Genomic DNA, 21,291 nt, shown 5'->3' with positions numbered 1-21,291 from the left:
ACCCATTGGTACATGGCCTGTGTACCGTGTGGTACATGAAGTCTGTCACCGTGTCGATCGACGTACCGCAGACGCCCGAGCGGGTCTTCGACTTCCTCGATGTCATGGCTCACCACGAGCGATTCACCGACCACTACCTGACCGACTGGCGCTACAGCGGCCCCGGCCGCGGCGTCGGATCGGGTGCCACCGTCACCGTCGCGCTGGGCGGCACCAAGACCGACGTCGCCATCGAGGTCGTCGAGGCGGACCCGCCGCGGCGCATCGTCGAACGGAACGTCAGCGCGGCCGGCCGACGCCTGGCCCACGGCACCTACACCATCGAGCCGCTGCGAACCGGCGGGAGTCACGTGTCCTTCACGTACGCCTGGGCCCGCACCCCGCTCGCCGACCGCCTGCTGGCACCCGTCGTCCGGGCCACGATCCGACGCGCCAACCGGACGGTCCTGCGACGCCTGGCCACCGAATTGGCCCGCCACACGTCCGCTGCCGGATCCTGAGCCGGTACGTGTGGGCTCTCCTGTCCGACGAGGCCGCGCACGGATGTCTCTTGAGCCATGTCTCTTGAGACATGGCTCAGTCCGGAGAACGACGGCTGCACTCCCACGGCATGCCCTACGGCCGGGAGACGAGGCGTGCGGCGGGCCGCTCCTCTCAGAGCCGTTCTCGAGTCGCGGCAGCGCCGCTTGTCCGGTGCTCAGCGGCGGCGGTACGCGGCGGTCGCGATCTCGATGAACGATCGGATCAAGGGGTTGGTGTCACCCTCGTTCCACACCGCCACCACTCGGCTCGGCGCCATGTCGATCAGCGGTACCACGGCCAGCTCCGCGGGCAGGTCGTGCCCGAGCGGGGCCAGGCCGATCGTGCCGTTCCACAGCACGGCCTGAAGACACTCGTGGACGACGCGTACCACCGGGCCCTCGCGCGGCACGCCACCGTTCCAGTACGACTGCCAGATCGGGTCCGTTCCCTGAGGGAACTGGAACCAGCGGCGCTCTCCCAGGTCGGCCAGCCGCAGCCGGCTGCGGCGGGCCAGTGGATCGTCGGCGCGCAGGACCACACCCACCGGATCGGTGCGCAGCTCACGCACCGTCAGGGCGGTCTCGTCGAACGGCGCCCGAGTCAGGGCGACGTCGACCAGTCCCGCGCGCAGCCCGCAGGTCGGGTCGGTCAGGTCGGTGTCGCGGATACGGATGTCGATGCCGGGGTGGCTTCGACGGTAAGCGGCGGCCAGCCTGGTCGCACCCGGGTCGGTGCTGTCGCCCAGGATGCCGACGGTGATGGTCGCGACGCCGGCCGCCGCGGTCACGACCGCGCGGACGCGGTCGGCGTGGTCGAGCAGGGCCCGCGCCTCGTCGAGCAGCACCGCGCCCACCGCGGTGAGCGTGACGCCCACAGGCGAGCGAGTGAACAGCGGGGCACCGACCTCGGTCTCCAGCTGCTTGATCGCCCGGCTCAGCGGCGGCTGGCTCATGTGCAGTCGAGTGGCGGCCCGGCCGAAGTGGAGTTCCTCAGCGACCGCCACGAAGTACCGCAGGGTACGTAGCTCCACGCTGCAACGATACCCAGACGGCATCGGCGGTGCGGAACGGGTCTTGGACAGCGGCGGGACCCTGGCGGTGCACTCGGAGCATGACCGAAGAGCCGAAGACCAGCGCACCGCAGGCCGACCCCGCCGTATCGGTGGTCGGTCCTGACGACGGCGAGACGATCGTCATGGGCACCACGCGCATGCGCGTCCTCGAAGACGGCAGCCACACCGGGCACCGTCTCGGAATCGCCGAATCAGTCCTCGCCCCGCACACCCCGGGACCGCCGCAGCACCGTCACGCCCAGCACGACGAGGGCTTCTACGTCGTCTCCGGCTCGGTGCGGTTCACCGTCGGGGACCAGGACTACGACGCCACCGCGGGCGCGCTCGTGATGGTCCCGCCCGGCGCCCCGCACACCTTCGCCAACATCACCGGCCAACCCGCCGTCATGCTCAGCACGTTCACCCCCGACCTGTACGTGCAGTACTTCCGGGACCTCCAGAACCTGTTCGCCGGCGGCCGGCCGCCGACGCCACAGGACAGCGCCCACGTGATGAGCCGCTACGCGACCGAGCCCGCCACCGACCTCACCGGAAGCGGGCGGGACGACACCGCCCCGCCGTCCGCCACCTGACCGGCGCAGCCAGGGCGCGCCGACACCTTCAGCTTCCGGATCACTCGGACCATGGCTCGGGCCTTCTCCAAGGGCCGCCCTGGGAATCGTCGGGTCGCCCGCAACCGGTGACCTGGAGGGGAATCATGAACATCGCGTATTGGATCGTCGCCGGACTGCTCGCCCTCTTCTATCTCTACGCGGGCGCGATGAAGGTCTTCCGTGGCCGAGATCAGCTCCGCCCGATGATGGCCTGGGTCGATCGCGTACCCCTGCCCGCGGTGAGGGCGCTGGGGACGGTCGAGATGCTCGGTGCGACCGGGCTGATCCTGCCGCCCCTGACCGGCATCGCACCGGGCCTGGCACTGGCCGCGGCCATCGGCTTCGTGCTCCTTCAGACCGGTGCGATCGCCGTCCACCTGACCGGCGAAGACCGCCGGATCACACTCAACGTCGGGCTCACCGCCGCTGCGGCCGTGAGTATCTGGCTGGCCGTCACCTGGCTCTGATCGAGCACTGGCGGTGCAGCCGCGGACGGGTGGGCAGTCGGTGTGCGGGGGGTGGTGTGGGCAGGACCCACGCCGTGGCCAGGAACCGCACGCCGAACCCGGCGTTGTCGCATCCGCCGGGCCGAATCCGCGCGCCGTCCCGCCGCTGGCGCGTGGGCGGGCGGCCCCTGCTCGCCGACCACAGCGCGGGAGTCGCGGTGCGTCAGGCCGCCGTCTTGAGGAAGGCCGTCAAGCTGTCCAGGAGCATGGTGGTGCCCTGCTCGGCGAGGTCGCGTTCGTCGGCGGTGTCGCAGGTCTGGCTCACCGCGACGCGTGTCCGGTGAGCGCTCTGCTCGACGAACTCGACGGTCATGAGCGCCGGATCGTCCTTCCCCGGTACGTCCATGCCGATCACCAGACGGTGATTCTCGTCGACCTCGGAGTAGGCGCCGGTCAGCGGGAACTCGCCGCCGTCCGGGGTGACGACCGTCGCCTTCCACGCCCCGCCCGGCCGTACGTCCATCTCCACGGACCCGGGGGCGGCGTAGGACCACCGCGCGTAGGACTCCGCGACGGTCCAGGCACCCCAGACCGTCGCCACAGGGGATTCCAACGTCCGTTCCAACGTGTAGGAGAAACGCTCGGCCGTCGTCTGTTCTGCGGTCACTTCGTGCTCCCTGGCTCGCTCTTGCGGGTTGTCGCACTACAGACAGGGACTGACGCGAAAAGTCATCGGTCATCCGCGCCCTTTCTCACCAGGCACGGATGTGGGGCCCGGGTGCGATGTCCCGGGGGACGGTCCAAGCGCCGGCCCGACAGGCCCGGATACCAAGATCCGAACACCTTGGCCGAGCCACAAGAAGTGGGGGGTGGTGCCGCAGGCCGGCCGGCGTCGGAGCTGATCGGCTCGTGACACGGCGCCCCCCGTCGTACGGTGGAAGCACCGGGAGGTGCGCCCCCGCAGGCACCCTGTGGTGGTGTCCGCCCCTTCAGAGGCCGCGTATCTCCTTGCGGCCGTTCCCATGCGACGGCTCCGCGGGCGGATGCCGTGGGTGAGCCCTCGCCGAGCACCGCTCGGCACCGTCCCCACACGGTTCACCGCCGGGACCGGGCCGCGTGACAATCCCGGAAAGCAGGTAAGCCCCATGCCCACGTCGCCCCGCTTCGCCGCTGTCCTCACCGGCCTGACACTCGCCCTCGGCACCACGGCCTTCGTCGCCCCGGCCGCCCACGCCGACATCCCCGCCTGCACTCAGATGGCAGCACAGGCGGGTGTCGACGCCACCGGCTCCGTCACGGCGGCCTGCCACCGTGGCGTGAGCGGCGACCTCCAGGGCTGCGTGAACGGGCTGACCGGGGCCGGAGTGCCGGGCGGCGCCGCGAACGGCGCCTGCCGGCTGGCAGCCCACGAACCTCGCTGAACCGCCCGTGGACCCTTGTCCCTCGAACGACGGGGGGGCGCCCTCCGGCGCCCCTCTCACGCTATGGGGCTGTTGCTGAAGGTGCCGCCCGAGCAGTACTCGCCGGCGTACGGCCTACTGCTCACCGTTCCGCCCCCTTGCTGGCACTGGTCCGGGGTGACGCTGGTCCGAGGTGTGCTGACCGGCGCCGCAACAGCAGTGGCAGCGGCGCCGGTGAGGCTGAGTCCGGTGAGGGTTGCTGTGGCGATCGCGAGTCCGAGACTTCGGCGGATACGCATGGCGTCTCCCTTCGGGATCTTCCCCCATTCGGATTACAACCGTTGCCGGTCACGGCGGCGCCCGCGCGTGCTGATACTCCGAACGAGTGAATGTGACCGACTTCGATCGGAGGACGCAGACGTCCGATCACTCCTGGTCGCGGCCCCAGACCGCGCGCCCGTGGGCGAAGGTTCCACCCCCTCAGTCAGGAACCGGGGCCGGACATACGCTGGTACCCCTTTCGCCCCGCCCAGGGAGCAGCGTGCCACCGGCCTTCGTCCACCGGATCACCAAATACGACCCGGCCGACCGTGACGAGTACGGCCACTACACCGGTGCCGAGGGCACGCTCAGCGACCACGGACCGGTCGAAGCGGCGTACCTGGCGGCGGTCGCCGCCTTCGCGGACGCCTCGGGAATCGACCGGCTGGAGATCCGCGAGCCCGGGATCGCCGGCTCCGCCCACTTCGGTGCGGAGGCCCCGGTCGGCGGACACGGCCTCGGTCTGCTGTTCCCTCCCGACCTCACCGGCTACCACGACGGGGCCGAGGTCTCCCTTCCGCTCGCCCTGGAGCTGGTTCGGGCCATGCTCCGCGACCAGGGCGCCTGGTGCCGGCTGGAGGCGGCAGGAACGTTCACCGTGCACGTCGGCTGGGACCAGTACCTGTACGTGGGCAGCGACCGCCCCTGCGAGGACGCCGTGGCCCGTACACGGGAACTCGGCCTCTTCCCGGAGCCCATGGCCGCCTCCCCCTACGCGGCGGACCTTGAGGAACCGGAAGTCACCCAGGCCGCCGACGAGGACTTCTGGGCGCATGTGCACGCGGAGTTGGCCGCACGGCAGACGCTGCTCCTGGAGGAGATCCGCGTCCGCAAGGCCACGCGCCGGCACCGCCTGACGGTCGAGAACCTCGACGCGGTGCGCGCCGGTCTCGGCCCACGCGCGCTGCTGAGCGTCTGGCCCGACCTGACCCCCGACGTGGACACGGTCCTTGCCGGACTTCCCGAGGAGGGAACCGTGGAGTTCGTCTGGGAGGCACCGGACGGGACGATCAGCCACGTGATCGTCGACGACACCGAGCACCGGCAACTCGCCGCCCTGGTGGCCGGCGCGCGAGCGGCCCGTGCCCTGCCCGTGTACGGCGACGAACACCACCCGCTGCTGTGCGCCGTCGTGCCGGACGGCGACGGCGTGGTGCGCGCCCGGTGGTGACCCGGTTCGCATCGTGCGCAGGCTCACCCGGTCAGTCGGTACGGCCACCTCTGTTCAGGGCTTCGGCCCTTTCTTCTTCGTCGGCCCGACATGCCCGACGCGACCCGCTTCCTCTCGGACTCGCTGAAGGCCGCGCCGCCGGGCCGCGTACGAGGCAGGCAGAGGTCGGTGACGACCGCTCCGTCGATGGCGGCCCCTGCCGTGGTGAGCTTTCCGCTCCTGTCGATGACCGTGCCGGAGACACCGCTTGAGTTGGAGCGGCCCTCTTGCCGACGGTCGCGCCTGGGGATCGGTATCGTCCGCCCCGATGTCCCGGGTCCGCGGCTCAGCGGCCGGCACCGAGGAGGAGCACCATGGCCGACCCCCAGCAGGGAACCGCGTCGGATGACGGGTCCGCGTCGCGGGGACCGGACGTCCCTCGGGCGAACGCGCACGACTCGGTGCGCCTCGCGGTGGTCATCGGTGCCCTCGGCGTCGTCTTCGGCGACATCGGCACCAGCCCGATCTACACCCTCCAGACGGTGTTCAACCCGAGCGACCCGCACCCCGTCCCGGTCAGCACGGACAACGTGTACGGGGTGGTCTCCCTGGTGTTCTGGTCGGTGATGATCATCGTCACGGTCACCTACGTGCTGCTGGCGATGCGCGCCGACAACGACGGTGAGGGCGGCATCATGGCGCTGATCACCCAGCTGCGGCGGTGGAGTTCGCAGCGCGGGCGTCAGGCCGCCGTCGTACTGGCCGCGCTCGGCATCTTCGGTGCCTCGCTGTTCTTCGGTGACAGCATGATCACCCCGGCGATCTCGGTGCTCTCCGCGGTCGAAGGGCTCAAGGTCGTCGAGCCGTCGCTGGGCAGCGCGGTCGTGCCCATCACCGCGGTGATCATCGTGCTGCTGTTCCTGGTGCAGCGCCGAGGAACCGCCGCGGTGGGCCGGGTGTTCGGACCGGTCATGATCGTCTGGTTCGTCGCCATCGGCGCGTGCGGGATCGCCGGCATCGCCGACCACCCGGACATCCTCCGGGCGCTGTCGCCGACGTACGCGCTGAGCTTTCTGTTCGGCCATTGGGGCACCGCCTTCTTCGCACTGGCCGCGATCGTGCTCGCGGTCACCGGTGCCGAGGCGCTGTACGCCGACATGGGGCACTTCGGCCGCCGGGCGATCACCCTGGGCTGGATGTCCCTCGTCCTGCCCGCCTGCGTCCTGAGCTACATGGGCCAGGGTGCGCTGATCCTGAACGACCCGCACAACATCAGCAGTCCGTTCTTCCTGCTCGTGCCCGACTGGGGCCGCTGGCCGATGGTCGTCCTGGCGACGGCGGCGACCGTGATCGCCTCCCAGGCTGTGATCACCGGCGCGTACTCGGTGGCCTCCCAGGCGGCCCAGCTCGGCTACCTGCCGAGGCTGCGCATCGCGCACACCTCAGAATCCACCATCGGCCAGATCTACGTCCCCTGGATCAACTGGCTCCTGATGGTCTCGGTACTCACCCTGGTCTTCGCCTTCCGCAGCTCCGCGGCGCTGGCCTACGCGTTCGGCATGGCGGTCACCGGCACCATCACCATCACCACCCTGCTCTTCTTCTATGTCGCCCGCGCCAAGTGGGGTACGCCCCGGTGGCTGCTCGCCATCGGTGCCGGCGTGCTCCTCTTCGTGGACCTGCTGTTCGTGGCCGCCAACATGACCAAGCTCGTCCACGGAGCGTGGCTGCCGCTGCTGATCGCCCTCACCGCGTTCACCGTCATGACGACCTGGCAGCGTGGCCGTGCGCTCGTCACCGCCGAACGAGCGCGCCAGGAAGGCCCGCTGCCCGAGTTCATCGACCGTCTCCGCTCGGGGCAGATGCCGACGCTCCGGGCGCCCGGCACGGCCGTCTTCCTGAACCGGGGCAAGGAGACCGCGCCCCTGGCCATGCGGGCCAACGTCGAGCACAACCACGTACGGCACGAGCATGTCGTCATCCTGTCCATCGGGACCGAGCCCGTGCCCCGCGTACCGGCCGACCGGCGGATCGTCGTCGACAGCCTGGGGTATGCCGACGACGGGATCATTCACGTCACCGCCCGGTTCGGATACATGGAGACTCCGGACGTGCCCGCCACGCTGGCTCTGCTCGACCCGGCCGAGACCGAAGGGCCGCTGCAACTCGACCAGGTGTCCTACTTCCTGTCGAAGATCGAGCTCCGGCGCGGCAAGGCCCCGACGATGGCGCCCTGGCGCAAGCGGCTGTTCATCGCCACCTCCTACATCTCGGCCGACGCGGCCGAGTACTTCGGCCTTCCCCGAGACCGCACGGTCATCATGGGCTCGCACGTCGAGGTGTGAGAGGGGGTCCGGACGGCTCGGGCGTGTCACGAGGCCAGCGTGTGGTGGGCTCGCACCGCCCGCGGCAACGGGCCTTCGTGCAGCGGGGGTTGACGCCGTAGGGGCCGCGAGGACAGCGGGCGTCACCGCTGTGTCGGGCCGGCGGTCGAGGCGCTGCCCTCGTTCGCGGGCACAGTCGGTGGGGACGAACCCACCGGAGTGTTCCGGCGCCGTGGCGCGGAACGGGCTGGGGTCCGCGGCCTGCTGACCGCTACTTCGGGTCGCGGTTGAACACCGACTTGGACCAGACGTAGCCGAGCACGGCCAGTCCCAGGCACCAGGCCACGGCCAGCCACCCGTTGTGGCCGATCTCGGTGCCCAGCAGCAGGCCGCGCAGGGTCTCGATGGCCGGGGTGAACGGCTGGTACTCGGCGATCGGCTGGAACCAGCCCGGCATCGCGTCGACGGGGACGAAGGCGCTGGAGATGAGCGGCAGGAAGATCAGTGGCAGCGCGTTGTTGCTGGCGGCCTCGGCGTTCGGGCTGACCAGGCCCATGCCGACCGCGATCCAGGTCAGCGCCGTGGCGAAGAGCACGAGCAGTCCGAACGCCGCCAGCCATTCCACGACGGTGGCGTCGGTCGAACGGAAGCCGATGGCCACAGCGACGGCGCCGACGACGATCACGCTGACGACCGACTGGAGGACGCTGCCGATGACGTGCCCGATGATCACGGAACCGCGGTGGATCGCCATGGTCCGGAAGCGGGCGATGATGCCCTCGGTCATGTCGTTCGAGACGGAGACCGCGGTGCCGATCGTGGTGCTGCCGACCGTCATCAGCAGGAGGCCCGGCACGAGGTACGCGACGTACTCGGAGCGGTCGGCGCCGCCGATGCCCGCGCTCATGGTGTCGCCGAACACGTAGACGAAGAGCAGCAGCAGCATGACCGGCGTGAGCAGCAGGTTCAGGGTCAGGGACGGGTAGCGCCGCGCGTGCAGCAGGTTCCGCCGCAACATCGTGGACGAGTCGCGCACGGCGAGGGAGAGGTGGCTCATCGGACGTCTTCCTTGGTCTTGTCGGGCGTGCCGGCCGCGGTCAGGGCGAAGAACACGTCGTCGAGGTCGGGGGTGTGCACGGTCAGTTCGTCCGCCTCGATGCCTTCCGAGTCCAGCCGGTCGAGGATCGAGCGCAGCTCGCGTTGGCTGCCGTCGCTCGGGATCTGCAACGCCAGTGCTTCGTCGTCCCGGGTGGCCCCGCGCAGCGTGGCGGCGGCGGACCGGTACGCGGTCGGGTCGGTGAAGCGAAGGCGGACGTGTCCGCCGGGGATCAGTCGCTTCAGCTCCTCGGCGCGGCCTTCGGCGACGATCTTTCCGTCGTTCAACAGGGCGATACGGTCCGCGAGTTCGTCCGCCTCGTCCAGGTACTGGGTGGTGAGGAAGACGGTGACGCCGTCGGAGACGAGTTCACGGATGATCTGCCACATGTTGTGGCGGGCGCGCGGGTCGAGGCCGGTGGTCGGTTCGTCGAGGAAGATGATGCGCGGGTCGCCGACCAGGGTCATGGCGATGTCCAGGCGGCGTTTCATGCCGCCCGAGTAGGTGGAGGCCGGTTTCTTCGCGGCCTCGGTGAGGTCGAAGCGCTCCAGGAGTTCGGCGGCGACGCGACGGCCCTCGCGTTTGGGCAGGTGGTGCAGGTCCGCCATGAGGAGCATGTTCTCCTCGCCGGTGATCAGGCCGTCGACGGCGGAGAACTGGCCGGTGACACCGATCGCGGCGCGGGCGGCCTGCGGGTCGGCGGCCAGGTCGTGGCCCGCGACCTGGGCCCGGCCCCCGTCAGCGGCGATGAGCGTGGACAGGATCTTCACGGCGGTGGTCTTGCCCGCGCCGTTCGGGCCGAGCAGGGCGAACACCGTTCCGGCCGGGACGGCGAGGTCGATGCCGTCGAGCACGATCTTGTCGCCGTAAGCCTTGCGCAGTTGGACGGCGGAGACGGCGGCGGGCGGCTGTCGGCCGTCACTTCGCCTGGGCGTGGGCATGACAGAAGAAGTCATGGGGTCCTCCCTTTCGAAGGGGTGATGGGCGGTGAAGCGGCTCTGGCGGTGAAGCGGCCGGCGGGTCAGGACCTGGCGCGGCGGATGTCGATGTTGCCGTAGCGGGTGCGGGCCTTGACCTCGACGGTGTCCTCGGACTCGTCCGGGCTGTCGGACGCGGTGAGCGCGTTGCGCACCTGCCCGTTGCCCGAGCTGACGTCGAGCCAGGCGGCCGTGCCCTTGCGGATGCCGACGTCGATGGCGCCGTAAGAGGTCTCCAACTGGACGGTGCCACGGGCCACGTCGCCCACCCGCAGGGTGCCGTGGGCGGTGGTCGCGGTGACCGAGCTCTCGGCGCGCTGGATGTCGATGTCCCCGTTGGCTCCGCTCACCCGCAGCTCGCCGATCGCGGCGCCGACGGTCGTGCTGCCGTGCGAGTTCTTCAGGACGGCCGGGCCGTCCACCACACCGATCCGCAGGCTGCCCGAACTGGTGGTGATCTCGGCCAGACCCTCGACCCGGTCCACGGTGATCGAGCCGTGCGACGCGGTCAGTTGCAGCGGCCCCGTCGCATCCAGGCGGACGTCACCCGACGACGTCTTCACGCGGACCTCGCCGAGCCGGCCCTCGCCGAGCACCTGGGTCCAGGAACCGGTCGTGTCGACGCGCGAGCCGGTGGGCAGTTCGACCGTCACGTCGACGCTGCCGGTGGGCCCGACAAGGTAGCGCCCCTTGGGTGTCCTGACGGTCAGCACGCCGCTCGCGTACGTGACCTCGGTCTGCTCGGCGACCCGCACGTCCTTGTCCTTCTGGGGGTCGCGGGGCCGCACCTCGACGACCGTGTCGAGGCGGTCGCTCGCGGAGAACTGGATGGAACCGGCGGCCACGTTGGCGGTGACCGAGATCGGCTGAGGAGTGTCGAAAGAAGGCATGGCTGTCCCGTCCTCTTGGGTCTTCGTGGTGTCCCTGCTGGTGGGACGTGGTGTGAGTGGAGTGGCCCTGGCGCGGCCGGGCCGTGTTGCCCTAGTGCACCCAGCCCGTGAGGCTCTGGCCGACGGTGCGGGTGGTGCGGGTCTTCTCCGGCGTACGCGGCTGGGTGCCGCCGTCGACCGCGGCCGACACGGCTCGTACCAGCCACGCGTTGACCGACAGGCCTTCGCGGCTCGCGGCTTCCTCGGCGCGCGCCTTGAGGTGGGCGGGCAGACGCAGATTGACACGGGCGGTGCCACCGTCGTCGCCCTCCGCGGGCGCCGGCGACGGGGCCCTGAGCGGCTCGGCGGGCCCGCTCCTGTCCTCGTACACCTCGTCGGCCGCCGGCCGTGTCACCACGAAGTCGGGGTCGAGCCCGCGCAGTCGTACGTCGACCGAGCCGGGGGCGAGTTCACGGGTGATCTCGTCCATCGCGGCGGAGAGCACATTGAGCAGCGTCAGACGGGTCGCCGACTCCAGGGGGGCGGTGAGCCGCTCGGCCAGCTCGCGCGCCTCTTCGCCGCCGGCTTCGGCGGCCACCGCGAGTTCGCGGCGGAGGTTGTCGACATACGGCATGAGGTCCATGACGTCATGATGGCACCACTTTGGCGCCATGCGCAAGCCGACGGGGCGAGTAATGGTGCGTCTAGGTCGGCCGGCCTTGCGATACCGACGGAGGTGATGGGGCTGCGGGTGGAGTAACCGGCCTGGACGACCGCGACCTCCCTGTGTGGCGGAGTCATCGGTGGCGCTGGTGACGCCACAAAGTGTCTTCTCGCGGTGCCATCTGTGTGCCATCATGGCGCCATGGGGGTGCATTCCTCGGCTTCGCAGCCGAGGGGTGCGCGTTTCGCGGAGTGAGTCATCGGAGGAGTCGGGCCATGGAGACAGCACAGAGCCGGCAGCAGGCGGTTCCCGGCGCCGTCACCGCCTTCGCCCGCTTCGTGCTCTGTGGCGGAGGGGTGGGGGTCGCCTCCAGCCTCGCCGTGGCGGTCCTCGCCTCCAGGATTCCCTGGGTCCTCGCCAACGCCCTGATCACGGTGGTCTCCACGGTTCTCGCCACCGAGCTGCACGCGCGCTTCACCTTCGGCGCGAGCGGGCGGGCGACCTGGCGCCAGCATGTCCAGTCGGCCGGGTCGGCGGCGGCCGCGTACGCGGTGACCTGCGTGGCCATGCTTGCCCTCCACCAACTGGTGGCGGCGCCCGGTGCGCTGCTCGAGCAGGTCGTCTACCTGTCCGCCTCCGCCCTCGCCGGTGTCGCGCGGTTCGCGGTGCTGCACCTCGTCGTCTTCGCGCGAAACCGCTCGCGGGCCGGGGCCACCGCCCGCCCCGTGCACGCGAACCTCGCCCACGCCCCGGCCCCGGCGGACCCCGAGGTGCTCTGCCGGGCCGCCTGACCGGTCCCGTCCGGGCGGCTCACCGAGAGGGCCAGGAGGTGGCGCCGGGGCCCGTCCGCATCGGCGAGTCCCTCCGCGGGAACGGCACGTGTCCGGCCCCGCCCCTGCCGGGGCGACGGGCCGGACACGCCGCTGTGCGGTCGCCGTTACGGCAGTTCGATGCCCGCGACGACACCGTTCTGGTCGCCGACGACCAGGGTCTCACCGGCGATCACCGGAGTGCTGAACGAGTACACCAGGCTGTGCTGCAGCCGGCCCTGCGGGGTACCGTCCGACAACCTCACCCCCAGCAGCTTGCCGTCGGCCGACTGGGCCCAGGCGACACCGTCGGCGACGACTACGCCGGCGTTGAAGACGCGCACCGCCAGGTTGGTCTGCCAGCGGGCCTTGCCCGTCGCCAGGTCGACCCGGGACATGATGCCGAACTCCGTGGTGAACAGGGCCGATCCGTCGTCGAGGACGACGGTCGGGGCGTACATCGCGCTGCCGGCCACCGTCCAGAGCAGCGCGCCGGTCGTGGCGTTCAGCCCCCAGGAACCGGCGACCGAGCCGACGACCACCACACCGTCGCCGACGGCGACGACATCGTCCCAGCCGCTGTAGAGGGCCACGTGATTCGCGGTGCCGGTGGCCATCGCGAAGGCCCACAACTGCTCACCGGTGGCGGCGTCGTGGGCTCGGGCGTAGCCGTCGCCCGCGGCGGTGTAGACCCGGTCCCCGTCGGAAGCGGCCCGGCCCGAGGAGAAACCACGTCCGGGAACCGACCAGAGTTCGCTCCCGCTCGCCGCGTCCAGCGCGAACAAGTTCAGCCCGGCGGAGAAGAACACCCGCTCCCGGCCGCGGACTTCGGCCACCAGGGGCGCGCTGAGTACCGGGGCCCCGGCGTCGAAGCGCCACTTCTGCCGGCCGTCGGTGGCCTTCAGCGCGTACAGGCGATGGTCCGCTGAGGGGATGAACAGGGTGCGGGCGTCGGCGTCGACCGCGGGTCTGCGGTACACCGGTCCGACCCGCGCGTGCCACAGGCGCTCGTGGGTGTCGCGGGTGCCGGGCCGGATCGCGACCACATCGCCGGTGGTGGAGGCGGCGACCACCGCGGGCTTCGCGGCGGAGCCGATGAGGGCGATGCCGCCCTGGACCGAGCCCGGCACCTGGTACCGCCAGCGCAACCGCGGGTCGTCCGCGCCGCGTTCGACCTCGAACCGGGCGGTGTCCTCCCACCAGGACCCGTCCGCCCCGGTGACCTGAAGACGCAGCCGCTGGGTGCCGGGCACGACCGAGGAGATGTCGATCGAGCCGGTCCACCGGTGACCCGAACCGGCGGTGAGACTCTTCCACGCGGGGGTCGCGGCACCGCCGAAGACCGTCTGCGGGTAGAGATCGACCGCCACGGAGGTGACCTGGGCGTCCTTGTCCAGCCTTACGGTGACCGGGAGTCGACCGCCGTCGACCCTGCCGACCTCGACGGAGCGGGGGCGCTGCGGACGGCCCAGGCCGTCGCCGGCCAGCGGCATGTCGGACACCGGCACCTGGGTCTCGGTGCCGTCGGCGCCGATGTTGACCCGGCTGACGCGCAGTACGGGGACGCCGTCCGCCGACTCGACCCGCTCGACCCAGTAGTACAGGGCTCCGTTGCGCACCGCGTTGAGCCCGACCTGGGTGAGGCCGTTGAAACCGCTCACCACTTCCTTGTGGATGTGGCCGGCGAAGATGCCGCGCACGTCGTGGTCCGCGAGGACGTCGAGCACTTCGGGCTGGTCGTCGACGTAGTAGAAGGTGTTGCCCATCGGGAAGTGCTGGAAGAGCACCGTGGGCGTACCGGGGCGCACCCGCTTCAGGTCCGCCTTCAGCCACTTGAGGCCGCCGGGGCCGAAGTGCCCGGGCTCCTGGAGGACCTCGGTCGGGTCGAAGCCGACGAAGTGCACGCCGCCCGCGTCGAAGGAGTACGGCCCGGGGCCGAAGTGGGTGTGGAAGTCCTCCTTGGCCGACGGGTCCCACCGCACGTCGTGATTACCGGGGGAGTAGTGCATCTTGCCGTGCAGCGCGGTGGGCAGGACCTCGGCGTAGCGGTCGAACTCTTCCGGCCGACCCGTGTCGGTGATGTCACCGCAGTGCAGGACCAGGTCGGGGTTGCGCGCCGCGATCGACGCCCACACCTGGGTCAGCCACACCGTGGACTGGGGCGAGTCGACGTTGACGTGGGTGTCGGTCACCAGCGCGAAGCGCAGAGGCGCGTCGGGGCGGCCGCCGACCGGTGCCGCGCTCGCCGGTGCGGTACCCAGGAGGGACGCAAGCCCTGCGGAGGCCAGCGTGCCCCCGGCGAGCCCGAGGAAGCCGCGGCGGCCGACGCCTGTGTGGCGGCACGCGTCGTGGGTGGGATCTGACATGTGGTCTTCCGATCAAGTGGTCCGGAGTCGCCGAAACTTCGGGATTCGGGTTCAAGGCTCGTCAGACCGCGGAACACCGCACTGGAGATAGTTGGTCCATGCATGAAACATTGGATGGCTGAACAGTGGCCGGGTTGCGTCCGCGGGCGCGCGCGGGCAGGACGCGGCGACGCCGCGGTACGTGACGGCGCGGAGCCGCCACGTACCGCGGCGCGTGATGACAGTCGCCGCTCAGCCCGCCCAGCAGGCTTCTGCAATACGCTTCAGGACACGTGGACGGAGGCTGTCGCCGTCAGCGTTCCCGTGGAAACCGTGATGTCGGTGGTCCCACGGTGCGCGCCGACCAGCCGCAGCGTACGCCGGTCCAGAACGGCGACCACGTCGCGACGGCGCAGCGCGGCGGCGAGTGACCGGTCGTCCGCGACGACGGCCAGGTGGACGCCGCTCCAGAGGACCGTCGCCGGGTAGCGCAGCGGAATGACCCGCCCGCCCATACCGTTGTCGACCGCGGTGGCCGTGACGTCCCCGGAGCCGCCCGGCGCCAGAGTGCCGGGTACGGTCAGGTCCACCCGGTCCAGCAACGGCCGGACGTCCGCACGGAACCATCCGAAGCCGCTCGGGTCCGGCCTGTCGGGTGTGACCTTGGCGGCCTCCGGCGCCATGGTGACGAGTGACCAGGCGGAGAACCCTCCGTGGCGGGCGTCACCGTAGGGCGTCTTGCCGACCACCGGGGCGTTGAACTCGAGCAGCCCGTCGACCCGTCGGACGTGTGCCGTGTGCGCGTGGCCGCTGATGAGAGCGACCTGCTTGCCGGTGTGCTGACGGAAGTCGGACAGCCACTGCTCCAGAAGGGCACCCTCGTTGGGGTCGGACAGCTGGCTGGCGCCGGTCCCGGTGGGGTCGAGCACGGGGTGGTGGAGGGCGACGACCACGCTCTTCACCGACCGGTCGTGGGCGGCCTCGTCCAACTCCGCACGCAGCCAGGGGATCTGGGACCAGTCCGACTGGCGCAGTGAGCCGAGGGTGGAGTTCAGCAGGATGAACCGGGTTCCGCGGTGGTCGAAGGCCTGCCGGGTGGGCCGGTCGGTGGAGGCGGTGAACTGGTCGAGCGTCCCGCCGGTCACGGCGCCGGACTCATGATTGCCGACCGCCCAGTAGAAGGGGATGCCGGCCGGCAGATGCTCCTTCAGCACCTGCTGGAACAGGGCGAAGTCGGCAGGACGGTTCTGGTCGACCCCGTCGCCTGACAGCAGGACGAAGTCGGGCTTGGAGGCCGCGATCTCGTCCAGTGCGCGCGCGGTGTGCTGGTACGCGTAGGACGTGGTGCCGCCGTCGGCGTTGACGTGGGTGTCGGACAGCACGGCGAACCGCCATCCCCGCTCGCCCCCGGTCGTCACCTGGTCGGCAGGTTCGACGACGGCCGGGTCGGGCTGGTCGGGGACGTCGGGAACGTCGAGGTTCACACCGACACGCGCGTCGAGCAGGGCGAGGTCGACCGAACCGGCGGTGCGCAGGGACGGGTCGGTCTGCACGAGGTAGACGCGCTCGATGGTCAACGGCGCCGTGAAGCCGGTGGGGATGGCGCCCTCCACCCGTCGCCATCCGGTCCAGTCCACGTTCAGGGCGAAGGTGAGGGGGACATTGGTGGTGCCCTGCGAGCGCACCTGCGCGCGAAGCCAGTGCCCCGAGCCGTCGCCGCGGACCCACAGGGACAGGCGCTGGGCGCCCGCCGGAACGGTCAGCGGGGTCTTGGCGACCGCGTAGGCCGCGGACGTTCCGAGGGGTTGGCCGGTCATGTCGTAGGACAGGCGCAGCCCCTGCTCGCCGGGCGCGGCGCCGGGACGGTCGGAGGTGTCGACGGCCGACACCGAGGCCGTCGCCTTCGCCGAGGTCGCGGACCACTGACTCGCGTCGGCGAACGAGCTGATGGGGACGTCGGCCAGGCCGACCGTGGTGGGAAGGCGCAGGACGTGGCCCTGCACGGTCGCCGTGATGACGGTGCCCTTGCCGTCGCCGCCCGGCTGCCCGGTCACTCTCAGGGTGCCGTCGGGCCGGGTGGTCACGGACACGGCGGAGTGGTCGTACTCCAGGCTGACGTCGCGGGGTTCGATCGGGGCGGAGAAGCCCTCGGCGTCGCGTCCGGTGACGGTCACGTCCCGGTGGTCGCCGGGCGACAGGGACAGCGCCTGGACGTCGGCCTCGAGCCGGTCCAGTTCGCCCAGTACACGGACCGGGACCCGCTGGGTCACGCCGCCGCTGCGCGCGTCCAGCGTGCCGCTGCCGGGTCGGTCGCCACGCAGTACCCCGGAGTGGTCCGCACGCGCGAGGTTCCCGGGCGCGGTGCGCCAACGGGCCTCACCGAGCGGTGCGGGGGCCATGGTCTCGTCGTAGCCGGCAGCCGCCACGTCGCGGGACAGACCCGGGAAGAGGCGGTCGGACCGGAGGCGGACGTCGATGCCGCGCAGTTGCCCGGACCCGGTCGGCGGGACGAGTCCCACCGCGTTGGGGACGATGCGCTGCGAGCCGTCGGAGGGCACATTCGTGACCGAGGCCGCCCGGTCACCCGGCCGACGTGCCACCAACTGGGAGGAGCCCCCGCCGTCCAGCATGACGGCGTCCACCGCGCCCAGGTCCTTCATGTGCTGGGCGAGTTCGGCCGCGGTCAGTCCGCGGGACTGGCTGGAGGAGCCGTCGGCGACGTAGAGCACGAGTTGCCGTCGCGCGGTCCAGCCGAGCGCGGTGCGCGGCTTGAGGACACTGTTGGTGGGCTCGCCGGTGTCGATGGGGGCCAGTTCGCCGCCGCGGACCAGGACGAGGTGCGCGCCCAGAGCCAGCGAGTAGGGGGAGGGGGCGGAGCTGCGAGCATGGTAGGAGACCTGGACGGGGGTCCCCGACGCGGTTCCCGCCAGGGCATCGGCGACCTGGCCGGTGGCCAGCAGCAGTTGCGACCCGGCGGACACCGGACCGGCGCCTGCGCCCTCGTGGACGGCGGCCACCTTCCCGTCCCGGACCTCGATCTCGACGACGTGGCCCGCGGGTACGGCGTAGTGCCGATCGCCCGAGCCCCAGTCTGAGGTGTACAGGGCCATCGCGTCGGCCGGCACCGAGCCCGGGTTGAGCCCGGACAGATCGCGCTGGACGCCGCCCACCGTGACACTGCCCTCGAGCAGAAGGTCGGCGATCTGCCCGACACCGTTCTTGTCGAGGCCGACGACCGAAGCCGGTCGGGCGTCGGCCTTGATCAGCTCGCCGTCCCTGACCTCCGGGCCGATGGGCGCGTTGGTGGTGTCGATGGCGAAGAAGTCGCCGTTGGTGGCGGCCACGGCCTTGGCGCGGTCGGCCAGGTTCGTGGGCGTGTCGCGGGTGCTCACGGTCGGGGCGAGCAGCCGGGGCCGGGTCGGGCCGTCGAGGTCGGCGCGCAGCACGTATCCGTCGAGGAACCCGGCCGAGTCCACCGAGCGCTGACGGGTCAATGTCACCCCGGGCGCGATCCGTTCGGTGTCCGATGCCGTCTGGAGCGGGTCCGAGCCACTCCGCGCCGGGCGCCGGCCGGCCGTTGCGGAGGCGCCGTCGTCCGGCTGCGGCGGTACGACAGGACCCGACGGTGCCCGGACGCCGTCCTCGGCTTCGTCGTCCGGATGCGTCCGAGCCTGTTGGACGAGGCTGAGCGGGAGCGTGGGGCGCGCCGACCCGGAGGCGCTCGTGGCCGGCGGAATCAGCAGAGTGGTGAACAGTCCGGCGGCGGCGGTCACGACGGCGACGGGCGCGAGGGGGCGGAGCCGTGATCTGCGCCGAAGGGCGGCGGTGTCCGTGGGCTCGGACCGGCCCTCCCGGTCGGAGAGGAAGTGGAGTCTTGTCACCCGCGTGACCCTAGGTCGGGATCTCGGGTGGTGGGTGGGGTGCGTGGGAGCCGCGCATGTTCGTGGAGTGAACAGTGGGTGAGAGTCCGCGGTTCACCGCCTGCCGGGCGCGGACTACGGGTAAAGACGGCGGGGTTCCGACGTCCGTGCGGTGCCGGGGCTCATCCGGGGACGGGGAGCGGAGACGGCCCAGGCGCGGTCAGTCGCGTATCTCGACGTGGATCAGGACGTCCCCCCTGCCGCTGCCCTTGAGATGGGTGGCGCCGCGTGTGGCGAGCCGCAGGGTCTGGTCATGGCGGATGCCTTGGGGGTACGGACTGTCTTCGTGCCGTCGAAGGTGTCTATCCGTGTCGTCCCACCTGTGACTGCCATGGTCCGGGGGATGGTCACGGTGCAGTGCAGGTCGTCGCCCCTGCGGTCGAAGAACTGGTGCGGCGGTTCGACGACTTCGATGTACAGGTCGCCCGCCTTGCCGCCGCCGGGGCCGACCTCTCCCTCCCCGGCGAGCAGGATGCGGGTCCCGTTCTCCACACCGGCGGGAATCTTCGTGGTGAGCTTGCGGTGGGCGCGCACCCGGCCCTGGCCGTCGCACCGGGCGCAGCGGGGGCCGGTGATGCCGCGCCCCTGGCACGTGGGGCAGGGCCGCGCCTCGACGGCTTGCCCGAGAAAGCTGCGTGGGGCTTTCTCCTGGTGGCCGCGGCCCGCGCACGCGTCGCGGCGACTCGGGCGTCGTGCCCGAGCCCGAGCCCGAGCAGGTCGAGCACACCATCGCGGTGTCGACGGTGACGTCCTTCAGACCGGACGGTCCGCACGTCGTCGATGTCGAGTTCGAGGAGCCTACGTCTCAACTGCGTCGTCAGTTGGGCGAGTTCCTCTTGGTCCACATCGGTCTCGCCGGACAACACCAGGCGCATCATGGCAGTTGCGGTCCTGTCGTCCCCCGTTCGTCTTCGGCTTTCAGTTCAGGAATCAGGTCAGCGCGGTTCGCGCCAGCCCGCGCAGCCACGCGTGGGCGTGGTCGGTGTCGTAGCGCTGATGCCACGACAAGTACACCGGTGCCGGGGGAAGTTCGACCGGGAGGGGGAGCACGACCAGGCCGAGGTCGGTGACCGCGGACCGGGTGGTGGCTTCGGGGACGGTGATCAGGAGATCGGAGTCGCGCGCGAACTCCAGCGCCGCCGCTTCCGTGGGCACGGTCGCCACCACGCGGCGGGTGAGGTCGAGCTGTGCGAGGGCGTCGTCGAGGGCGTTGCTCAGGTTTCCACGCCGCGAGACGGTGACGTGCTCGGCGGCGGCGTACCGCTGTGCGGTGACGCTCCTGGCGTGGGCGAGGGGGTGCCCCTGCCTCACGACGACGACGAGGCGGGTCTCGCCCACCTTCTCGGCACGGATGTCCGGTGCGCTCGGACGGTTGGCGTTCGCCTCCAGGTCGACCTCGCCACGCCGCAACTCGGGGGTGTCGATGCTCGATTCCGCGACGAAGCGCAGTCGCACGCCCGGCGCCTGCGCGCGCACGGCCGCGAGCAGTGCGGGGCCGCTCAGGGCGACCAGCGAATCGTGCCAGCGGAGAGTGAAAGTGCGCTCCAACGTTGCCAGGTCGAGTTCGTGGCTCGGCGCCAGCACCCCCTGGACCTGGTGCAGCAGCTCGTGCACCTGTTCCCGGACGGCGATCGCATACGGCGTCGGCGTCATCGTACGGCCGGTGCGCACCAGGATCTGATCCCCGGTCGTGCGCCGGATCCGGCCCAGACTCCGGCTCATCGCGGGGGCGGTGACATGCAGGCGGGCGGCCGCCCCGGCCACACTGCCCTCCTCCAACAGCGCGTCGAGCGCGGCGAGCAGGTTCAAATCCAATTGCATGTGAGTAATTCTATCCGTGCTCAACATGCATTTGAAGTTAATTGAATGGCTCTATAGCGTCGAGACGAGAACACGGGACGGAACGCACAGCTCGGCCCGACAGGCCTCATCCACCTCCTCACCAAGGAGCACCACCATGTCCGAAACACCTCAGACCACTGCCGTTGCCGTCTCCGACGCCGTCCTGCTCGACGAGACGGCGGTTGCCGTGCGCGTGGCCGGTGCGGCGCTGCGGGAGCGTTTCGGTGAGGTGGTCCGCTACCAGACCCGCGAGGAGCTGATGAGCGCGCTCGCCGTAAACGACGACACGGCTCTCGACATCCTGCGTCCCCGCCTCATGCGTCTGCGTCCGGACGCGGGCTGGGTGGAGGACGAACTGGACGGCGGGGCGCTGCCGTCCGGCGAGTGGTGGGTCGTGGATCCGGCCGAGGGCAATGTCAACCACCTCCACGCCCTGCCGGAGTGGGCGGTGACCGCCACCCTCGTGCGTGACAACCGGCCGGTGCTCACGGTGGTCCACCTGCCGTTGACCGGCGAGACCTACACCGCGCTCACCGGGGCGGGCGCCCACCTCGACGGCCGGCCGCTGCACGTCTCCCGGACCACGGACCTCGGCCTGGGCATCGTGGCCACCAGCCAGGCCCGGCCGGACGAGGACGAGAAGGTCGTGCGGCGCGTCGGCTCCTCGATCACCTCGATGCTCTTCGACGCGCTCGTCGTCCGCACCTCGGTGCCCGCGACCCTGCACCTCGTGAACGTCGCCACCGGCCGGACCGACGCCTTCTGGCAGTTCGCCGGCGCCCGCGCGGACCTGCTGCCCGGAGCGCTGCTCGTCACCGAGGCCGGCGGCCGGATCTCCGACGCCGGGGGCCACCCCTGGACCCCGCAGAGCGACAGCTTCCTGGCCGCCGCACCCGGCGTCCACGACCAGGCCGTCGCCACGCTCTCACGCTGACCACGCA

The 21,291-nt window shown here is 71.1% G+C and carries 19 protein-coding genes; 8 read left to right on the top strand and 11 right to left on the bottom strand.

All coding sequences use genetic code 11. The annotated features are described in order from the left end of the window. Positions 1–35 precede the first annotated feature (35 nt). Positions 36–500: an SRPBCC family protein gene (locus tag ACFV2J_RS15785; protein WP_385089818.1), complete on the top strand. Its 465-nt coding sequence runs from the start codon at positions 36–38 to the stop codon at positions 498–500. Between the two features lie 197 nt (positions 501–697). On the opposite strand, the gene ACFV2J_RS15780 is transcribed toward ACFV2J_RS15785, so the two are convergent. Next, positions 698–1,576 (bottom strand): LysR family transcriptional regulator, encoded by an 879-nt coding sequence (locus tag ACFV2J_RS15780; RefSeq protein WP_385089815.1) that lies wholly within the window; start codon positions 1,574–1,576, stop codon positions 698–700. A gap of 56 nt (positions 1,577–1,632) precedes the next feature. On the opposite strand from ACFV2J_RS15780, the gene ACFV2J_RS15775 reads away from it, so the two are divergent. Beyond that, positions 1,633–2,166, top strand: coding sequence for a cupin domain-containing protein (locus ACFV2J_RS15775; RefSeq protein ID WP_385089812.1), 534 nt, complete (start codon positions 1,633–1,635; stop codon positions 2,164–2,166). Positions 2,167–2,291: 125 nt separating this feature from the next. After that, positions 2,292–2,654, top strand: a complete 363-nt coding sequence (locus ACFV2J_RS15770) for a DoxX family protein (RefSeq protein ID WP_385089809.1) — start codon at positions 2,292–2,294, stop codon at positions 2,652–2,654. Between the two features lie 202 nt (positions 2,655–2,856). Here the strand turns inward: ACFV2J_RS15770 and ACFV2J_RS15765 are convergent, their stop codons facing one another. Then, positions 2,857–3,300, bottom strand: coding sequence for an SRPBCC domain-containing protein (locus tag ACFV2J_RS15765; RefSeq protein ID WP_385089806.1), 444 nt, complete (start codon positions 3,298–3,300; stop codon positions 2,857–2,859). 478 nt (positions 3,301–3,778) lie between these two features. Between ACFV2J_RS15765 and ACFV2J_RS15760 the strand changes: the two genes are divergently transcribed. Next, positions 3,779–4,054, top strand: a complete 276-nt coding sequence (locus ACFV2J_RS15760; protein WP_385089804.1) for a hypothetical protein — start codon at positions 3,779–3,781, stop codon at positions 4,052–4,054. A gap of 56 nt (positions 4,055–4,110) precedes the next feature. On the opposite strand, the gene ACFV2J_RS15755 is transcribed toward ACFV2J_RS15760, so the two are convergent. Beyond that, positions 4,111–4,332: a hypothetical protein gene (locus ACFV2J_RS15755; RefSeq protein WP_385089801.1), complete on the bottom strand. Its 222-nt coding sequence runs from the start codon at positions 4,330–4,332 to the stop codon at positions 4,111–4,113. Positions 4,333–4,574: 242 nt separating this feature from the next. Between ACFV2J_RS15755 and ACFV2J_RS15750 the strand changes: the two genes are divergently transcribed. Both ACFV2J_RS15750 and ACFV2J_RS15745 read left to right on the top strand, forming a co-directional pair. Continuing rightward, the gene (locus tag ACFV2J_RS15750; protein ID WP_385089798.1) at positions 4,575–5,525 is read left to right on the top strand and encodes an RNA-binding protein; all 951 of its coding nucleotides are present in this window, start codon (positions 4,575–4,577) and stop codon (positions 5,523–5,525) included. A gap of 353 nt (positions 5,526–5,878) precedes the next feature. Continuing rightward, the gene (locus ACFV2J_RS15745; protein ID WP_385439122.1) at positions 5,879–7,849 is read left to right on the top strand and encodes a potassium transporter Kup; all 1,971 of its coding nucleotides are present in this window, start codon (positions 5,879–5,881) and stop codon (positions 7,847–7,849) included. Positions 7,850–8,099: 250 nt separating this feature from the next. On the opposite strand, the gene ACFV2J_RS15740 is transcribed toward ACFV2J_RS15745, so the two are convergent. The 4 genes from ACFV2J_RS15740 to ACFV2J_RS15725 all read right to left on the bottom strand — a co-directional run bounded on the left by ACFV2J_RS15740 (position 8,100) and on the right by ACFV2J_RS15725 (position 11,413). After that, positions 8,100–8,885 carry an ABC transporter permease gene (locus ACFV2J_RS15740; RefSeq protein ID WP_385089792.1) on the bottom strand — a complete coding sequence of 262 codons (786 nt, stop codon included), beginning with the start codon at positions 8,883–8,885 and terminating at the stop codon, positions 8,100–8,102. Then, a complete protein-coding gene (locus ACFV2J_RS15735; RefSeq protein WP_385089790.1) occupies positions 8,882–9,880 on the bottom strand; it encodes an ATP-binding cassette domain-containing protein in 999 nt (332 codons plus the stop codon). Before ACFV2J_RS15735 ends, ACFV2J_RS15740 begins: the two co-directional genes overlap by 4 nt. 65 nt (positions 9,881–9,945) lie before the next feature. Continuing rightward, positions 9,946–10,791 (bottom strand): DUF4097 domain-containing protein, encoded by an 846-nt coding sequence (locus ACFV2J_RS15730; protein WP_385089787.1) that lies wholly within the window; start codon positions 10,789–10,791, stop codon positions 9,946–9,948. 91 nt (positions 10,792–10,882) lie between these two features. Continuing rightward, positions 10,883–11,413 (bottom strand): toxin-antitoxin system HicB family antitoxin, encoded by a 531-nt coding sequence (locus ACFV2J_RS15725; protein WP_385089784.1) that lies wholly within the window; start codon positions 11,411–11,413, stop codon positions 10,883–10,885. A 296-nt stretch (positions 11,414–11,709) separates the two neighbouring features. Between ACFV2J_RS15725 and ACFV2J_RS15720 the strand changes: the two genes are divergently transcribed. Next, the gene (locus ACFV2J_RS15720; protein WP_385439117.1) at positions 11,710–12,225 is read left to right on the top strand and encodes a hypothetical protein; all 516 of its coding nucleotides are present in this window, start codon (positions 11,710–11,712) and stop codon (positions 12,223–12,225) included. 146 nt (positions 12,226–12,371) lie between these two features. Here ACFV2J_RS15720 and ACFV2J_RS15715 read toward each other — a convergent pair whose 3' ends face one another. From ACFV2J_RS15715 to ACFV2J_RS15700, 4 genes are all read right to left on the bottom strand, one after another. After that, on the bottom strand, positions 12,372–14,609 hold the full coding sequence (locus tag ACFV2J_RS15715; RefSeq protein WP_385439114.1) for a PQQ-binding-like beta-propeller repeat protein: 2,238 nt from the start codon (positions 14,607–14,609) through the stop codon (positions 12,372–12,374). Between the two features lie 263 nt (positions 14,610–14,872). Beyond that, positions 14,873–18,469 carry a phosphodiester glycosidase family protein gene (locus ACFV2J_RS15710; protein ID WP_385094097.1) on the bottom strand — a complete coding sequence of 1,199 codons (3,597 nt, stop codon included), beginning with the start codon at positions 18,467–18,469 and terminating at the stop codon, positions 14,873–14,875. 222 nt (positions 18,470–18,691) lie between these two features. After that, positions 18,692–19,084 (bottom strand): DnaJ C-terminal domain-containing protein, encoded by a 393-nt coding sequence (locus tag ACFV2J_RS15705; RefSeq protein WP_385094102.1) that lies wholly within the window; start codon positions 19,082–19,084, stop codon positions 18,692–18,694. A 354-nt stretch (positions 19,085–19,438) separates the two neighbouring features. Then, positions 19,439–20,329: a LysR family transcriptional regulator gene (locus ACFV2J_RS15700; RefSeq protein WP_385439111.1), complete on the bottom strand. Its 891-nt coding sequence runs from the start codon at positions 20,327–20,329 to the stop codon at positions 19,439–19,441. A gap of 136 nt (positions 20,330–20,465) precedes the next feature. On the opposite strand from ACFV2J_RS15700, the gene ACFV2J_RS15695 reads away from it, so the two are divergent. Further along, positions 20,466–21,284 (top strand): inositol monophosphatase family protein, encoded by an 819-nt coding sequence (locus ACFV2J_RS15695; RefSeq protein WP_385439108.1) that lies wholly within the window; start codon positions 20,466–20,468, stop codon positions 21,282–21,284. The last annotated feature ends 7 nt before the right edge of the window (positions 21,285–21,291 follow it).

The organism is Streptomyces sp. NPDC059668 (genome assembly GCF_042734135.1).
In the GTDB taxonomy this organism is placed as follows: domain Bacteria; phylum Actinomycetota; class Actinomycetes; order Streptomycetales; family Streptomycetaceae; genus Streptomyces.
Note: the sequence above shows the minus strand (reverse complement) of the source record. Positions and strands in the feature narration are given on the sequence as shown.

Excerpts from the sequence above, each read along its gene's own strand:
- ACFV2J_RS15730 (WP_385089787.1), bottom strand. The coding sequence starts at position 10,791 with ATGCCTTCTTTCGACACTCCTCAGCCGATCTCGGTCACCGCCAACGTG.
- ACFV2J_RS15695 (WP_385439108.1), top strand. The coding sequence starts at position 20,466 with ATGTCCGAAACACCTCAGACCACTGCCGTTGCCGTCTCCGACGCCGTC.
- ACFV2J_RS15735 (WP_385089790.1), bottom strand. The coding sequence starts at position 9,880 with ATGACTTCTTCTGTCATGCCCACGCCCAGGCGAAGTGACGGCCGACAG.
- ACFV2J_RS15745 (WP_385439122.1), top strand. The coding sequence starts at position 5,879 with ATGGCCGACCCCCAGCAGGGAACCGCGTCGGATGACGGGTCCGCGTCG.
- ACFV2J_RS15715 (WP_385439114.1), bottom strand. The coding sequence starts at position 14,609 with ATGTCAGATCCCACCCACGACGCGTGCCGCCACACAGGCGTCGGCCGC.
- ACFV2J_RS15775 (WP_385089812.1), top strand. The coding sequence starts at position 1,633 with ATGACCGAAGAGCCGAAGACCAGCGCACCGCAGGCCGACCCCGCCGTA.
- ACFV2J_RS15725 (WP_385089784.1), bottom strand. The coding sequence starts at position 11,413 with ATGGACCTCATGCCGTATGTCGACAACCTCCGCCGCGAACTCGCGGTG.
- ACFV2J_RS15760 (WP_385089804.1), top strand. The coding sequence starts at position 3,779 with ATGCCCACGTCGCCCCGCTTCGCCGCTGTCCTCACCGGCCTGACACTC.
- ACFV2J_RS15700 (WP_385439111.1), bottom strand. The coding sequence starts at position 20,329 with ATGCAATTGGATTTGAACCTGCTCGCCGCGCTCGACGCGCTGTTGGAG.
- ACFV2J_RS15740 (WP_385089792.1), bottom strand. The coding sequence starts at position 8,885 with ATGAGCCACCTCTCCCTCGCCGTGCGCGACTCGTCCACGATGTTGCGG.
- ACFV2J_RS15755 (WP_385089801.1), bottom strand. The coding sequence starts at position 4,332 with ATGCGTATCCGCCGAAGTCTCGGACTCGCGATCGCCACAGCAACCCTC.
- ACFV2J_RS15770 (WP_385089809.1), top strand. The coding sequence starts at position 2,292 with ATGAACATCGCGTATTGGATCGTCGCCGGACTGCTCGCCCTCTTCTAT.
- ACFV2J_RS15785 (WP_385089818.1), top strand. The coding sequence starts at position 36 with ATGAAGTCTGTCACCGTGTCGATCGACGTACCGCAGACGCCCGAGCGG.
- ACFV2J_RS15720 (WP_385439117.1), top strand. The coding sequence starts at position 11,710 with ATGGAGACAGCACAGAGCCGGCAGCAGGCGGTTCCCGGCGCCGTCACC.
- ACFV2J_RS15780 (WP_385089815.1), bottom strand. The coding sequence starts at position 1,576 with ATGCCGTCTGGGTATCGTTGCAGCGTGGAGCTACGTACCCTGCGGTAC.